The following is a 17,216-nucleotide window of genomic DNA, read 5'->3' as shown; positions in this document are numbered from 1 at the left end:
ATTTGAAATAGCCATACTCAAAATCTGTCAGAGATCTCTTATAATTCTTCAGCAAGAGTGAAGTAAGTGTGTAGGTTACTTTCGACTCATTAGCATACCCCGGTGACTCGAGAAACCGCCGGAAAACGGCTACAACTCAGGAAAGTCGGTTAGCGACGAACCAGTTCCTCATACGATTACTGTCGCTTTTCACCGATGAGACCGCCGCCCGGATCGCGGTCTCACCGGAACTGATCGACAGTAAACCGTATCTGTCAGCATATCTGCCTGCTCTCAATCTCCGTTACTCCCCAGCTATGTGTGGGTGAACGAAACAGCTAGCTCAGCGAACAAGTGTCACGTGACGTTACTGTTCGACGGACGGATGCGACCGACCATCCGTCGCTCCCTCGAGTCTAGGATCGATCGAGCAGATAGCCACGCAACAGCGTGAGATCCGATCCGGTCACCGTGACGCCGTCGATCTCGTTGTCGCCGTCGATGAGCCTGCCACGGAGTAACGTCAGATCGGCGCCGGTCACCCGATCGTCGTCTCCACCGCTGAGGCCGGCCACCGCGTCGTAGACGTCGTCGTCGACTGGTGACTCGTCGCTCGTCTCGAGGGCGTCTTCGACCGAACTCGGACACTTTTTGGGAACCACGTTTCGTGGATCGTTGCCGTTGCCGGACTTGAAGTTCACGGTTCCGTCGCCGTACGTGTTCCACCCACCGTGGAACTCGTCGTCCCACTCGGTGTCGCGGACGTCGATCCGGCTTCCCTCCTCGTTCGCACCCGCGACGAACGAGTAGTGGTGGCCGTTCATCGCGAACTGGCATCCGTCGACGTCGACGGGGCCGGGTGACCACGCCCAGAGGCCTCGGCCGCGGCGGTACTCCCGGTCGTCGGTGACGGCAGCGACGCAGTTCTCGAGGCTCCCCTCGGCGACCCGGTACTGAGAGACCCAGGAGTTCGCGGCGTAACAGTCGCGTAAGGCGACCGTCCCGCCGCGTCCCCAGTCGGTGCCCGGCGCGGAACAGTAGAAGGCGTTGTCGCTCATCTCTTGGACGTTTACCCGGTCGATCTCGAGGTGGCCGTCGTGGTCGGGGTCGACCCAGACGCCGGTCGCGCCCTTCTCCTCGTAGACGGAGCCGTCGCCGAGGTAGACGTTCTCGATGTGTGAGGTGCCGCCGTCGGTGTCGGCGACGCCGAGGATCGTGGCGTTGCCCATGTCGACTGTCCCCTCGACGGCGACGTTCCGGATCGTCCAGTCGGTTTCTCTCGCGATGATCGTCACGCCCGCGCCGGGTGCGGTGACGTCGAACACCGTGTTCTCGAGGGTTTCGCCCGCATCGATCTCGTGGACGTGGCGGGTTCCCTTCTCGACGGTGACGGTATCGTACGCCGACGCCGCGGCGGTGGTGGTCGCGCTCGCCCCGAGGACGGTCGCGCCGAGTCCCGCCAGATACGTCCGCCGGCCGATTCGCTCTGTGTGCCCCCGTTTCGACGACATACTGTCATCGGATCACGACGAACGTGTAAGAGCTACCGACAGTCATCAGTCTGTGAAACTCGTTCATGATTGAATTATTCTCGCGGCAGCTATTCGACGAACGCTCGAGTAGGTCCCGATTTCTCCACGACTCCTAGGAAATCCTGACTTTCATTACAGGAATTAAACAAGTTGATAAGCAGTGGTTACTAACGCTTCGGTGGCGGGGACGGATGGGGTACCGCCCTGCTCTCCCGCGTTTCGCCGATCCCCGCCGTAGTGGGTAGGGGTACCAGGGCGAGCTACCGGTAACCATCCGCCTTTCGGTGACAGTACCAGTCGTCTCTTGTCACAAACTCGTAACTGGTACTCCCTGCGGTTTTCAGAGAAAGATGGGTGGTGTGGATCGGCGACGTCGCTGTACTGATTGTTCCATGGTGAGGTCACTGTTGTCTTGGCCCGTGGTATGGACACTGTTACCCTCGCTACCGCACGGTAGGAACGCCGTTTTCCCGGCCGGGCCACGAAGGGTCGACGTTCCTCGAGTTGATCCAATTCAAGCCGATCGAGTTCGAGAAGTCAGACAATTGGTGTATGTCCGCCGTACCAGTTCGTAAAAGCCCAGTATTACCGTACCTGTGATACGAACTCGAGCGATCTCGCGGCTCCACTCGAATCGGCCTCGAGTAACCCAGGGCACGGAAAATCCCGGAGACGAATTTCGACGACGGGTGGAAACACCTCATTACGTATTCGATACCGATCATATGATTTGCAGAGAAAGACAACAAACTATATAAGACACGACTCTGAACATACGTGCCGTACCCCTACCCATGGTCAGGCAAGTAAGTACGATCGGTGATCGTCCATCCGGACGTTCAACATTACGTTACCGATCGGAACTCGAGCGTGGCCGCCCCGGCGAAAGGAACACGAACATAATTAATAACACATGACAAGAGACGACATAACTTATCGCGAGAAGGGACGTGCAGCGTTCCTCGCAGCGATTATGGTACTGTCTGTCATCGCCATGTCCACGGCATTCGTGGGCTCGGCGGTGGCAGATGCTGAAGATATTGACATCACTGTAGAAGATCAAGTGTTGTCAAGCGATGACGAGATCGTCGTTGATCTCGGTACTGATACGACAGATGATTCTGCAACGGTTGTCGTAACGGACAACGATGATCTTGTTGTTGCAGTTGAAGAGGGTGTTCCTGAGGATCAGGAATCCGATATTGAACTGACGGGAGATCTTCAGACGGACGAGTCTTCCGTTACTTACAACGCATACACCCTTGCAGATAGTAACAGTGGTACTGTCAGCGTTGGTGACGAGAATTATGATGGTACCGCTGGCGAGGTAATTGACGATGCTAATGCGGAAGTCTACCACACCGCGTACAGCATTGTTGAAGTCGAAGAACCAGCCCCTGCCTACTATGGACAGGTGGTTGACATCACGGCGACTGTCGAAAACCTTGGTCCTTACGACAATGAAGAGACCATCACTCTGAGTGATGGCGTCGACTATGATGTGACTGCCACTGCCGATGGCGATGGCGAGGTCACATTCGAAGATGTCGACACCGCTCAAATTGATGGTGTTGTGGATGACGATAATGTTAACACCGCCCAACTCACCATTACTACCGATGCGACTGAAGCTGGCATTGATGGTGCAAATGAAGGAGATGTGACCTTCGAGGTTGGTCTCGACGTTGAGGGTCAGATCACGGTTCAGGTCCAAGACAGAGAAGGTGACGGTATCCCAGACTCGTCAGTTGAACTCTACACTGCAGATGGCTATGGTGCCGGTGCGGAGCCAGTTGCTACCGCTACTACTGGCGAAGGAAGTAACACCCATACCTTTGAAGGCCTTGCTGTAGGTACCTCTGACGACCCCAGTAATTACGTCAACTACGTCCTCCGAGCAGAGAATGAGGAGCGCGACTTCAGCTCCGATACGACGCAGGTCTCGCTCCACACGCCGAACCAGGAGGGCCCCACCGAGACCTTGACGCTCGACTCTGCGCTTGATGCGCAGTACATTGACGTCGTCCAAATCGACGAAGATGACGGCGACTACGAAGTCGTTGGCGAAGACGCAACGCTGTTCGCGAACGGCGAGTTCGATAACAACGCCGAATTCGCTGTCGTAACCCAGAACCAGCAGGACTCGGGCATTAATGGCGACCTCGAGGTCGAACTCGAGTTTACGTTCCTTGACGGTGAGGAATTCCCGCTGACTGGCGACATCAATTCGGACTTCCACGAAGCAGCCGGTGAACCACCTGAAGCTGAAGCACCTGGTACCTTCGCTGGTGAAGACGAAGAAGGCGATGACGAAGCCGTTCGCTCCCTTACCGTTACGATCGACGGCGACGACGTGATCGACGTCGAGGATCTGGAAGGTTCCGATCACATCCAGAACCCTGACGGCGACGCACCCGAAGGCGCACTCAGCTACGCAACCTTCGACGTGACGTCGGAGTTCGCGAACGACACGACCCTCGAAGAACCGATCGTCACCGAGCGGTTCACTGCAACGGCGACGAACCAGAGCGGTGATCCGCTCTCGACCGACGACCGAGATTACAACAACGTCACCTACTTCCTGCAGGGTGACCAGAAGATCACCGGCGAGATTGTCGACATGGACGGCAACGAACTCTCCGGTGACGACGTCGACGTCTGGGTTGCCTACGACGACGCAGACCAGAGCCTCGACGCCGCACAGCAGTTCCAGGCCGACGGCGACGCGTTCCTCCACGACAACCCTAACGATGAGGACGCTCGCTTCACCATCACCGGACTCGCCGGTGACGATGGCGACCAGGACTTCAACGTCTACGTCAAGGCTAACGGATACAACACTGAGGACCTGAGCGACAACCCGAGCACGTCGCTCGAAGAGTTGGTCGCTGACTACCGACTCGACCTCACGACGAACGACCGTTCCACGCAAGGAACGAGTATCGGTGACGTTTCGTTCGTCCTTGACCAGCCACCACAGGACTACGACCTCGACGTGACCGTTGACGAGCAGAAATACGCGAACGTCGAAGCAAGTGAGTCCGCAACGATTGAGGTCAACGTGACCTCCGCTTCGGTTGGCTCCGATGCCGAGGACTTCACCCCGGCACAGAACCAGGATGTCAGTGCTGAACTGATCGACCACCACCCAGGTCACATCCTCGAAGCTGATGAAGACGGCGTTGCGACTGGTAACTCCGGCGATGACGGTATCGTCGAGTTCACCTTCGTCGCTAACGACACTGAAACAATTGAATCGCTTGGCGCTGGACTGTCCAACACCAACGTAACGGCTTGGACGACGAACAGCGACCACGACGACTACGTCACTGCAGATGACGAAGGCGAGCGAAACGACCTAAACAACCACTCCAGCCAGGCTAACGTCGGTGTCTTCACCACGGCACAGCTGACTGGTGACGTTGTGGACGCCGAGGACAACAACATCCCCGGTGCCACCGTCACGCTTCAGGTCTGGGACGCTAACAACGAAGAGTGGCTCAGCCTCGATGAATCCAACCTGTTCGATGACTACGACGACACGCGTACCACCGGTCCCGACGGATCGTACTCGTACGTTGACCTCCCAACCGAACAGGAGTACCGAGTGACGGCTGAGTTCGATGGCGAAGACGGGTTCGCAACCACTAACGAACTTACGCCAGGTACCACCAACGCTGACGTGGTGCTCACCGAAGTTGTGATTGAGGAGGCCTTCTTCGCAGTTGAAGACCTCGAACCCGAAACCGCTACGGCCGCACCCGGTGAAGACGTGACTGTCTCTGCAAACGTCACGAACACTGGTGTCGAACTCGACTCTCAGACCATTGACCTCCGCGTTGATGGTGTGACCGTCGCACAGACGGAGCAGCCAGTCGAACTCGTCGATGGAGAATACGAAGTTGTTGAATTCACCATGGAAGCACCCGACGAAGAGGGTGAACACGAATTCAGCGTCCACTCCGACGACGATTCCGCAACCGGTACGCTGACCGTCTCCGAGGACGACGGCAACGACGACCCCGTCGTTGACGAAGACGTCTACAACGCAGTTGCTAGTCTCACCGGCGACGCCGACGACGGCGTCACTGGTAACGACCTGACTGTGCTCCGTGGTCACCTCATCGACGGTGACAACGAGCTTGAAGACGGTGTTACCGTTACTGGTAACGACTTCACGCTCCTGCGTGGCGAACTGGCGAACTAACGCACGCTAACCACACGACTCCGACCGTCGGCGTCGTGTTTCCACTTTCTTTATTTTTCACCGGCCAGCGATAGCTCTCGCACTTGGTTCGAGCCCACCGTATACCGGCAGAGTCGTCTGTCCACACCCTCTCGAGCCGTCTCGAGCATCGAACCTCGAGCGATCGCTCGGTCAGTACGTATTTATCCTCGACATCGCTACTGGTCGGTATGGCAGATAGTCTCGTCTGGAAGATCCTCATCTTCTCCGTGATGACCGCGACCGTGACGACAGTCGCCATGACGCCCGTCGCGGTGGCCGACGAGTCTACCCACGATTCCTCGCCCATGAATGAGACGAAATCACTCGCACCAGTGTTGCACGATCTGACTGACGCGTCCGATCCCGAGGTATACGCGCACGCGAATGACATTACATACAAGAACGGTAGCGTCCTCGTCGTCGTCGAACTCGAGGGCGACCGAGAGCTTCCCTCGGGATACGACGCGACGGTCGAACGATCGTACAGCGGAGGCGGCAAGACCCTGATCGAAGCGTCGGTCCCCGTCGATCAACTCCGCGACCTCGCGGCGGCCGACGACGTCGAGTACGTCCGCCCACCCCAGGAAGCCGTCCCGATGGCCGACGACGACCCGTCGACCGAATCCGACGGCACCGATACGTCCAACGACCTCGAGACGGAGTCGATCGAGGTGGACCCTGACGCCGAATCCGACCCGGCTCGTGACGAAGCGGACACCGACTCGAACGACGATGCGCTCGGCAGCTGGACGCCGGCGATCGCGACGATCGCTCTGGTGCTGGCGTATTCGATCCAGCGAGCCGGTCGTAGGGGTGTTGCGGTTCGATGAACCGTCGCTTCTCGGTTGCCATCCTCCTGATTGCGATCGCCTGCATCGGGCTGGTCGCCGTCGGCGTATCGCCCGCTGCAGCCGACGACGGCCCGTCGATCAACGAGTCGGAACTCGTCGAGACGATCGAAGTCGACCACGAACTGCCCGACGCAGAGCCGTCGACGGCCACTGTCGAGGCCGACACCTTCGACGCCGACTCCAACGACGAGTCGGAACAACTGGTCGTCGAACTGACGGCGGTGACCGACGAACGAACGACGCGCCTCGAGGAGTACGGCGACGTTCGTGACACGCACGGTGATCGCGTAGAACTCGAGGTCGACGACGACGTTGCCGAGCCGATCGCAGCGATCGAGTGGGTGGTCGGCGTTCGTCCGACGTCGATTGCGACTCCCGGAACCGAGAGCGAAGGCGTCGAGACGATCAAGGCCGACGAGGTACACGCCGACGGCGTGACTGGTGATGGCGTTACGGTCGGAGTCCTCGATCCAACCGGGTTCGACGTCGAAAACGACGAAATCGCCGACAACGTCGTCGATGCACGATCGTTCACGGAGGGAACGGTACACAACGGCGGCGACAACGACCACGGGACCGCAACCGCGGAGATCGTCACCGACGTTGCACCGGATGCGGATCTGTATCTCGCCCGGATGGAAACCGAGGTCGGGTACGCGAACGCAGTTGAGTGGCTCGTCGAATCGGACGTCGACGTCATCGTGATGTCGGCTGGGTTCTACGCCCAACCAAACGACGGAAGTGGATTTATCGCGAGCGTCGCGGACGAAGCGGTCGAAGACGACGACGTCGTCTGGGTCAACGCCGCTGGAAACAGCCGAGATGAACATTATCTCGGATCGTTCGATGATCGGGGAACGAAACTGCACTATTTTGACGGGGAAAGCAACGTCAACCCCCTGAATAACGGGTTCTCGGTGTCTGCTGGGCAACGGATCCAGGCGACGCTTACGTGGGACGACTGGGAGTACACGAACGACCACTACAACCTCCTGTTGCTGGTGTACGATGGAAGCAACTGGGCCGTCGTCGAAGAATCGTCGACGAGCCACCTCTCCGGAACACCGACTGAACAAATCTCGCTCCCGGCTCCCGTAACCGGAACGTATGCCGTCGCCGTCGCCGACGTCGGCGCTGGTGGTGACCACGAAATACAGTTGTTCGCGAGCGGCGGCCGACCGGTGTACACGACACCTGCCTCGAGCGTTACCTCTCCCGCGGTCGGACACAGCACGATGTCCGTCGCAGCGGTGAACTACTACGATAGTTCGCTCGCGTCGTATAGCTCCCGCGGCCCAACACTCGATGGGCGCGACGGTATCGATGTTGCCGCACCGACCAGTGTATCGACCACGGCGTACGGCTCAAGGGGGTATGCGGGAACGTCCGCAGCTGCACCGCACGTCGGGGGCCTCGCAGCCCTCGTTCGAGGAGCCGACCCGTCGCTCGATGCGGACGAAACTGCTGACCGGATCCGTGACGGCTCGAACCCGAACTCGGTCGACTTCAGCCGGGTCGACGAACCAGCGACCGACCCACGACACGACGTGGGAGAGGGAATGATCGACGCTAGTAGCACAGTGGAATCACAGGGAGCCGCCTTTGAAATTACGGACGTCATCTCTGTGGGCTCGATTTTCGAGGGTGACTCGTTTACCGTCCAGGTGGCTGTTACAAACACTGGCGCTAAATCCGATACACAGGAGATCGTCGCTTCTGTCGATCATGCTACCGACAGTACGTACATCACTCTCGAACCGGGTGAGACCGACCAGGTGACGTTTACGTTCGCAGACGGTCTCGAATCTGGTGAACACGATCTCGTCGTCGAAACCGATGACGACTCGACGACGATCGAGCTGACCGTCGGGAGCGAATATCCAGTTGACAAACCCGTGTACGACGCTGTTGCCGGCGTTAGCGGGTTTGACGATACCAGCGTAACCGGTGCCGATCTGACACAGCTTCGTGGTGCACTCCTCGATGGCAATAACGTGATCGATGGCGTTACCGTAACTGGTGCCGACTATACGCGACTGCGTGGATACTTGCTTGGCTGATTCGTTCCCTCAAATCTGGTTGTATCGTTTGATTACCCCACGATAGCTGTCTCGGCCGGGATAGGTCGAGAGGGATAACGATCACTCTATGCTGTTCTTTGCTCGTTGTTCGTATCCGAACTCTCGAGTCTAAACTCAGGCTGCTAAGTTAGCTGATAATCTGATGCTACCGAAACCCAATCACCCATTGATCCACACCAGAAAACATATACCCACCCGTAGGCCTTGCACCAAATGGACCCAGGTGAGGTCGTCAAGGCTGGCTAACAGTAACAGAAAATATTTACCGTGTTGGTCTGTACCCTTGACTGTCCCGCCTTGGGAATCAACAGACAGAAACGACGCAGTAATCCCAAAATAAACATAATGACAGAAACAAAGAAGAAAGTAAACGCGGTCTTCATGGCTGTACTCATGGTACTCTCGGTTGTTGCCGTGAGTGCAGCGTTTGCCGCTCCCGCGGCAGCACAGGAGATCAGCGTTGAAGATCAAGACGTTCACGAGGACGGTTCCACGGTGGAACTGAGCTCTTCAGATACAGCATCGATTAACGTAGTCCTCCCTGACGGTTGGACTGCAGAGGACATCTCCGACGGCGGAGATTACTTCGAAAACACTAACGAAGTTAACTGGGACTGGGGTAGCGACCGAGCAGATCGCTCGGTTTCGTTCACGCTCATCCCGGCTGATGGTGCCGAAGATGGTGACTCTGAAACCGTCTCGGTCGTCAACGATCAGGCTTCTTCGGAAACCTTCACCGTAACGGTTGACGCAGACACTGACCCCGCACCGGGCAACGGTGGCGCACCTGCTGAACTCGAGATCAGCAACCACGACCCATGGCAGGGTGAAGAAGTAACCCTCACCGGTACCGCGATCGACGCGAACGAGGCCTACAACCTGATCGCTGTCGACGGCTTCGACGACGGCGACTTCGACGGCACCGAGCGCGTCCGTCAGGTTACCTCCAACAACGACGGCGAGATCGTCGTTGACACCGGTAGCCTCGACACCGGTTACTACTTCGTCGACATCGACGGCGTCGACGAATCCGAGGAGAACACGTTCTACGTCAACGTCCTCGACGTTGACGCGGCCTTCGACGACGACTCCGTCACCGACGCCGGTCCGAACTCGGTGACCGAGTTCGAGATCGAGACCGAACGTGGTTTCTACAGCATCGACGTCACCGCTGACGGCGATCTCGAAGACTACGAACTGTTCGGTATCTTTGTCGGCGACGAGGCCACCAATGACCTCGCTCAGGATGTTGTCGCCAACGATGACGACATCGACGACACCGAAGGCGTTACCTACGAGGACATCGTCGACTACCTCCGTAGCGATGGAGACCTCGACGAAGAGCACGGTGAGCTCAACGTCATGCTCCTCGACGAAGACGAGGACGACTACGACGAGATGATCCGGTTCTCCGGCATCTCGGACACTGACGAATACGACGTCGACTTCGCCGACATCGGCGAGGACGACTACGAGTTCGAGTTCGAAGAGACGGACACGGAAGCAACCGCGACGGCGAACATCACCGTCACGGAGTCCGACGCTGAAGCGAACTTCGACGACAGCGTCTACACGCAGTCGTCCGGTGACCTCGTCGAGTTCACCGTCGAACTCGAGGACACCGACGACGCCTACATCCAGTTCGGTGACGAGGACAGCAGCTTCGTCGACGTCTTCTACATCGAAGACGACAGCGACAACGGCGAAGTGACGTTCACGGTCAACACCCGAACGATCGGCGCTGCAGACGCCGAACACGACCAGGTCGTCTACTCCGACGACGACATCGTCGAGAGCTACCTCCACAGTGGTGGCTTCGACGACGCTGACGGCCCACACTTCTGGGCAGATGACGTCGACGAGGAGTACCTCACGTACGAGGAGTACCTCGACGAACTCGACCTGATCGACGAAGGCGACGGTGAGGACGGATTCGATCAGCTCCCACGACCGCTCCAGTGGGGAACTGACTACGACATGACTGTCGACAGCGACGGTCACTTCATCGTCGAGGACGGCGAATCCGATGTCAACAACGAGATCGGTCACGCCATCCTCGACCTCGTCGAACCGCAGCTCAACTCCGTCTCGACGTGGGTCGGACCGAGCGACTCGGCTGACGAGGAGACCAACGTTGAAGACCTGCAGGACAAGCTGACCGAGCGCGAGAACGTCGCGATCGACGACCAGCTCGTCATCAACGCTGAGGCCGAGGGTATCTACGGATACCTCGCCGCAGTCGACTACGCAGAGAACAGCAACGACCTCAACGACGGACTCGAGGACGGCTACGAAGTCGCAGTGCTCAACGAGCTCCTCGAGGACGACGGTGAGGGTGTGAACATGGTCATCGAGGACCAGGTTGCCCACGGCAACCAGGACCCGAACCAGATTGACCTGACCGCTGACGAAAGCGACGTCTACGTGCTCGTCGACAACGACGCTGGTGAACTCTTCATCATCGTCGACACGAGCGACGAGCCGTTCGACCGCTCCATCGAAAACGGTGACGAGTTCAACGTCGAGCTCGAGTACGAGACCGACGGTGACGACCGCTTCCGCTTCGATGAAGACACGAACGAACGTAGCTGGCAGGGTGGCGCTGGCGGTGACACGGACGCCGCAGCGTTCCCGTACTACCAGGCTGACTCCACGCAGTCGGTCTCGACGACGTTCACTCTCGAGGACGCGGAGGCTGTCTTCGACCACCTCGATGAGGACGAACTCGTCCAGATCGAAGCCAGCGACGACTTCGAGATCACCGGTACGACCAACGTTGCACCCGGCACCGACGGTCACCTCCGAATCTCGAACCAGCCAGGCGAGTCGAGCTTCGTCTACGACCCTGACGTCGAAATCGACAGCGACGGTAGCTTCACCGCCGAGTCGACCGACTTCAGCGAGCGCTCGACCGACACCGAGACGATCGTCAACTACCGCGTCGGCGGTAGCACGGTTGACTCCACCGACGGTATCTTCGTCGACGAAGTCGTGACTGACGACGACGCTGACGAAGCTGACGACGACGCTGACGAGGAGCCGCCAGAAACCGACGACACTGACGAGGAGCCGCCAGAAACCGACGACACTGACGAGGAGCCGCCAGAAACTGACGACACCGACGACGAGCCGCCTGCCGAGGATGACGACATCCCCGGATTCGGCGTTGCTGTCGCCCTCGTCGCGCTGCTCGCAGCCGCGATGCTGGCACTCCGCCGTCAGAACTAATCGGTAGCTAACCACCGGACTTCGTCCGGCCGTTCGTTTGCAGTTTATTTTTCGCGACGCTACGCAGGTAGCGACAGCGTCGATTTCGTACAGTTGCCCGACCCGCTCGAGTCGACGAGTGAATCGTTACTGACGCTGTTCTCGACTCGACGTGGAGCGCTCACGGACGAGTCAGTTCGGAACTCTCACGGACTCGAGTCGCGTGATCGTCTGCGTACAGTGAACCCGGTATACGGTAATTCGTCGCTCGAGGTGAGCGGGGATATCACGGTCGAAGCCGATTCGGTCGACGACGTCCCGGAGCTCGGGATCCGACTACCCGACTGCGATCGATCTCGTTCGGACGCATAGAACTGGCACAGGGTGTTCACATGAAATTGCGTTCGATTCCTCGCCGGTGAATAGCGCGGGCAGTGGGCCTGCTAGTTGGGTGAATCAGGGGTTGTCGTACGGCCAACCCCATCGTTGTCGTCTCAGCTCCCGGTCTCACCACGAAAGCCCTCGCCGCGCTCGCGTCCGCTGTGACGGATATCCTCCCTACGGTCGGATAGGGCCGCCACAGGGATCGCGACCCCGACTCGCCCTTTTAGTCCACCAGGCACCGCACAGCAGCCTGCCCTCCCCCGTTGAGCGGAAGCTTGCTTCCGCGATGCTCGAAAGAGCTTGCTCTTTCGCCGAGTCACGCGGCTCTCGAGATACTCGAGTCGCGTTCCCGGCCAAACGTTCCCCGGCCAGACATTCAACCGGGCAGACGTTTCCCCGGCCGAGTGGTGCGCTGGTGAGACACTCGGGCGGTCGGGTCGGCTGGGACACCATCGCTCCCTGGCGTCGCTCGTGAGAGTGTCACTCCCTATGGTTTGATGAGAGAACGACCCGATCGTGGATGTCGTCACTGGACGAACGCACGAAGGAGTGTTTACTTCGAACAATCACCAGTAGATATAAGCCGCTCTACGCGGTAATTTCGACCGGAAGCCACGCTCTACGCGTCGTCAGGGGCTACGCACAAATGCCCCGGGTGGTGGAGCACCCGAGACGTGGCTTCCAAACCAGCGGCTTGGTTGCCATGATTGCGTACATTCCATCGGGACATAAACGTCCCGCACGGCCGAGGACCCGCGTTCGACCGACAGCGACCGCGATAGCTCTGCAATCGTGGCAACTCCTAATGCGACGGGACATCGACGAGCCACGCGACTTCGAGCAACGCGATCTCGCCCTCGAGCGACGCACACTCGAGTCCGCGATTGGAGTCGCTTGCGCCTGCGGGGGATGGCGATGAGCGACGGGGGATTCACACTCGAGAGCGACGCGAGACGTGAGGCCCGCCTGCCGTCGTGTCCGGTCTGTGGGGCGGGCGTCTCGGTCGTCTCCGTGCGCGACCCGCTCGAGGGGGTGGCGATCCCGTGTGGCTGTCGCGTCTCGCCGGCGGTCCTCGGCCGTCCCGTCGCGTTCGAAACGAGACTCGGCGGTCGTCGCCGGGACGGGCCACGCTAAGTGCGGCCCGTCTCGAGGCGACACGCTATCGGCGGAAGCTGAGTCGGGAGAATCGACATTCAGTGGTCACTGAATGTTTCATCGGTCAGTACTCCCTCGAGCAGGAACGAAACGAAAAGTCAGATTGCCTCGAGAGAGTCGTCCGACCCAGGATACTGGCAGATCCGCGACCCGTCTGCGGTCGTGGTGGTGTTATCCGAGAACAGACCGGCTGGGAACTGCCGGACGTCGGTGCCCTAACCGCTCTTAGTCGTCGGCCGCGGCGGCTTCCATACCGGCGGCGTCGGCGCGCTCGACGTCTTCCAGATACTCGTCGACGTCGAGGGCGGCTTTCGAGCCCATGCCGGCCGCGGTGACCGCCTGCTGGTAGTGGTAGTCGACGACGTCGCCGGCGCCGAAGATGCCGGGGACGTCGGTTTCGGTCTGGCCGCCGCCGTCGCCGCCCTGGGTGCGCAGATAGCCCTCGTCGTCCATCTCGACGCCGGTGTCCTCGAGGTAGCTGGTGTTCGGCGTGTGACCGATCGCAAAGAAGACTGCGCCGACGTCGAACTCGAACTCCTCGGTTTCGGGGTCCTCGAGGCGGTCTGTGGGGTGGCCCTTCTCGTTTTCGACGAGGGTGACGTAATCGACGCCCTCGGCCTGGGAGCCGTGGATCTCGATCAGTTCGGTGTTTTTCATGATCTCGATCTCGCCCTCGGCGACCTTTTCGTGGACGCGGTCGACCCAGTACTGTTCGGCGCGGAACTCCTCGCGGCGGTGGGCGATGTAGACCGTGTCGGCGAACTTGGTGAGGAAGGTTGCCTCCTCCATCGCGGCGTCGCCGCCGCCGACGACGAGCATGTCCTCGTCGCGGAAAAACGCGCCGTCACAGGTCGCACACGTCGAGAGGCCGTAGCCCATGAGTTCGTCCTCGCCGGGAATCCCGAGCGTTCGGGCGCTCGCGCCGGAGGCGGCGATGATCGCGTCGGCCGTGTAGACGTCGCCGTTCGTGAGTTCGACGCGGAACGGGCGACTCGAGTCGTCAACGGAGTCGACGATGCCGTTTTTCAACTCGGCACCGAACTGACGGGCCTGTTCTTTCATGTTGTTGACGAGCTCGGGGCCGCTGATCCCGTCGGGGAAGCCGGGATAGTTCGCGACGTCCGTGGTGAGGGTGAGCTGGCCGCCGGGTTCGTCGCCCTCGATCACGAGCGGCTCGTTGTCGCCGCGGCCGGCGTAGATCGCCGCGGTGAGGCCGGCGATGCCGGTTCCAGCGATGATGAGTTTTCGGTGTTCGACGGCGTCGTCCGTCTCGTCGTCGGCGATCCCGAGTTTCTCGTCGAGTTCGCCGGTCTCCTCGAGCGCGCTGGTGTCGTCCCAGCCGCCGATCAGCTCGTCGTCGACGAACACTTCGGGGGCGGTCTTGCGGCCTTCGGCGCGGTCGACCATCTCGGAGAACAGCTGCTCGTCACCGGTAACGTTGTACTCCTCGTACTCGATTCCCTTGCTGTCGAAGAGGTCCTTGGCCTTGTCGCAGTACGGACAGTTCTCTTTCGTATAGATCTCGACGCGAGGCTGGTCGCTCATCTGTCTGAATTCGTGTAGGGATACGGAGCGTATACGAGTTGCGTTCCCTGCAGATGAGGGTGTAATTCCCGGTGGACAGGAGGCCAGTTCGCCCGCCCTGTCGTCCGCTGATCTCGCTCGAGTACAAGGTCGTTAATGTTCCCAGTGACTCCTGTCTGGGCGGTATCGTGGTCGATACGGTGGCCTCGTACGAACTGCGATGGGTCCCGCCCGGTCGATCGTTGAACCGTCGGCGATCGCCCGGCAATCAGTCCTCACAACCCGTCTCACTGCACGTCCGAGAGGCTGACCTCGGTCGCGGTACTTTCTTCAGAGCTGTGTTCGCGTGTACTCGTGGGGCCGTGACGACGGTTTTACGCACTCGAGCGTCGATGGTCCGATATGACCGCCGATCTCGAGGAGAAGACGGACCGCTACGGCGAACTACTCGCGGAGGCGCTCGCGGAGGCGACGATCGCCCCGCCCGAGGGAACGCCGATGGCCGAGGCTGCCGCGGAGTGTTACGAGATGGCCGACTCCTACCTGAGCGACGGCGAACACTTCCGGGAGAACGACGACCTCGTCAACGCACTCGCGTCGTTTTCCTACGGTCACGCGTGGCTCGATGCGGGCGCTCGTGTCGGTCTGTTCGACGTGCCCACGGAGGGGCACCTGTTCACGGTGGCGTAGACGGGCCGTCGACCGATCCGGACGTGGCCTACGGAACCCGAACCGTGTTCTCGAGCGTCCCGACGCCCTCGATTTCGATCTCGACCGTGTCGCCGTCGGAAAGCGGACTGACACCCTCCGGGGTGCCGGTCGCGATGACGTCGCCGGGTTCGAGGGTGAGATAGGTCGTAATCTCGGCAATCAGTTCCGGGATGGTGAAGATGAGTTGTGCGAGCGAGCCGTCCTGTTTGCGGTCGCCGTTGACGCGTGCACCGACGGTCGCGTCGTCGGGTACCTCGTCGGGCGTCGCGAGGACGGGCCCCATCGGCGCGGCGCCGTCGAACGCCTTGCCGCGGATCCAGTTCTGTTCTTGCTCCTGGTCGTCGCGGTTCGAGAGGTCGTTGACGCAGGTAAACCCCTCGACGACGTCCATCGCCTCGGATTCGGGAACGTGGCGACACTGCTCGCCGATGACGACGCCCAGTTCGGCCTCGTGGTCGATCCGATCCTTTCCGGCGGGGGCGGTAACGGTATCCCCGTGACCGGCGACGGCGTTCGGTCCCTTGAGAAACAGTAGTGGCCGATCCGGCGTCTCGGAGCCCATCTCGTCGATGTGAGCGGCGTAGTTGCGGCCGATGCAGACGACCTTCGACGGTTCGGACGGCGCCAGGACGTCGATCTCGTCGCTCTCGAGGCTGTAGCGTTCGTCCGCGAACTGGACGTGGCCGTTCTCGTACTCGCCGCGGCGAATCGCGCCGGCCGGATCGCGAAATCGGACGTATTTCATGACCGAGTGATGCGTCGCCGGCGTGAAAAGCGTTGAGATGGCGGTGGTGTCCCCGTCTCGAGTCGACGCTTCGACGGACGGCTATCGTTCGGCTCGGGTGTGTCGGTGCGTGTCACGACGCCTCTGGAACGGAACGCTTTTTATTAGCCCTCGGCAACCTGTGAGTGCGTACGAACGCACGCTCCGTTGGTGTAGTCCGGCCAATCATTTCGGCCTTTCGAGCCGATGACCTGGGTTCAAATCCCAGACGGAGCATTTTTCGGCGAACAAACTCGTGAGCCGAAAATGTAACCCTGGGTTTGAATTAGACCAGCCCACGCAGCGGAGCGCACGTCTGGGCGTGAGTCAAACCCCAGACGAAGCATTTCTCTCGCGGGTCAGAGTAGATGAGTGTGGATTGATGAGCGTATACGGATCGACTCGTTCCGTCGCGTAATCTAAGCCGGTAGTGAACGTAAATAGACAGTAAAACGATTCGGCATGGGGACTGCCGAATGTGGTGATACTAATAGTGATGGGTGGTGGTTCTCAGAAATCCTAAGAGTGAGCAACGAGTACACGGATCAATGAGTCTTCGCACGAATCAGTTCTTGGAAATCGGGGGGCAACAGTGGGAAGACGAATAGAGACGAGAAGTCGACACGAAGGTGACATTATCGGAGTTGATCAGTTCGCTGACCAGCAGGGCAACGGCGTCGTGGGCACAGTACCCACCCACGGGCCGACTGCAGGATCGACTCGACTCACGCCACCGAATTCGACCCTACAGTGCGGATCTCGGACGCTACCAGGCAATCACTCGGATACGTCTTCTGTCCC

9 protein-coding genes and 1 tRNA gene are annotated in these 17,216 nt (G+C 59.7%); 7 read left to right on the top strand and 3 right to left on the bottom strand.

Going from position 1 to position 17,216, the window contains the following annotated elements; all coding sequences use genetic code 11:
* Positions 1-395: 395 nt before the first annotated feature.
* Positions 396-1,490: a hypothetical protein gene (locus FYC77_RS05870; RefSeq protein ID WP_202911777.1), complete on the bottom strand. Its 1,095-nt coding sequence runs from the start codon at positions 1,488-1,490 to the stop codon at positions 396-398.
* A 934-nt stretch (positions 1,491-2,424) separates the two neighbouring features.
* On the opposite strand from FYC77_RS05870, the gene FYC77_RS05865 reads away from it, so the two are divergent.
* The 5 genes from FYC77_RS05865 (at position 2,425) to FYC77_RS05845 (ending at position 13,396) form a co-directional block, all read left to right on the top strand.
* Positions 2,425-5,718 (top strand): surface glycoprotein, encoded by a 3,294-nt coding sequence (locus FYC77_RS05865; protein WP_149080572.1) that lies wholly within the window; start codon positions 2,425-2,427, stop codon positions 5,716-5,718.
* Positions 5,719-5,927: 209 nt separating this feature from the next.
* Entirely contained in the window at positions 5,928-6,569 is a 642-nt protein-coding gene (locus tag FYC77_RS05860) for a hypothetical protein (RefSeq protein ID WP_149080571.1), read from the top strand.
* Positions 6,566-8,650: a S8 family serine peptidase gene (locus FYC77_RS05855; RefSeq protein ID WP_149080570.1), complete on the top strand. Its 2,085-nt coding sequence runs from the start codon at positions 6,566-6,568 to the stop codon at positions 8,648-8,650. The genes FYC77_RS05860 and FYC77_RS05855 overlap by 4 nt, the downstream gene beginning before the upstream one ends.
* Positions 8,651-9,016: 366 nt before the next feature.
* Complete coding sequence (locus FYC77_RS05850; RefSeq protein ID WP_149080569.1) at positions 9,017-11,899, top strand: BGTF surface domain-containing protein; 2,883 nt, start codon at positions 9,017-9,019, stop codon at positions 11,897-11,899.
* 1,278 nt (positions 11,900-13,177) lie between these two features.
* Entirely contained in the window at positions 13,178-13,396 is a 219-nt protein-coding gene (locus FYC77_RS05845) for a hypothetical protein (protein ID WP_162354478.1), read from the top strand.
* 246 nt (positions 13,397-13,642) lie between these two features.
* On the opposite strand, the gene grxC is transcribed toward FYC77_RS05845, so the two are convergent.
* The gene (grxC, locus tag FYC77_RS05840; protein ID WP_149080567.1) at positions 13,643-14,962 is read right to left on the bottom strand and encodes a glutaredoxin 3; all 1,320 of its coding nucleotides are present in this window, start codon (positions 14,960-14,962) and stop codon (positions 13,643-13,645) included.
* A gap of 381 nt (positions 14,963-15,343) precedes the next feature.
* On the opposite strand from grxC, the gene FYC77_RS05835 reads away from it, so the two are divergent.
* A complete protein-coding gene (locus FYC77_RS05835) occupies positions 15,344-15,631 on the top strand; it encodes a DUF357 domain-containing protein (RefSeq protein WP_149080566.1) in 288 nt (95 codons plus the stop codon).
* A 28-nt stretch (positions 15,632-15,659) separates the two neighbouring features.
* On the opposite strand, the gene FYC77_RS05830 is transcribed toward FYC77_RS05835, so the two are convergent.
* Positions 15,660-16,397: a fumarylacetoacetate hydrolase family protein gene (locus tag FYC77_RS05830; RefSeq protein ID WP_149080565.1), complete on the bottom strand. Its 738-nt coding sequence runs from the start codon at positions 16,395-16,397 to the stop codon at positions 15,660-15,662.
* 180 nt (positions 16,398-16,577) lie between these two features.
* Here FYC77_RS05830 and FYC77_RS05825 point away from each other — a divergent pair.
* Positions 16,578-16,652: transfer RNA gene (locus FYC77_RS05825), tRNA-Glu, on the top strand.
* Positions 16,653-17,216: the final 564 nt, after the last annotated feature.

The sequence above is a fragment of the Natrialba swarupiae genome, assembly GCF_008245225.1.
Taxonomy (GTDB): domain Archaea; phylum Halobacteriota; class Halobacteria; order Halobacteriales; family Natrialbaceae; genus Natrarchaeobius; species Natrarchaeobius swarupiae.
This window is presented reverse-complemented; position numbering and strand designations above follow the sequence as displayed.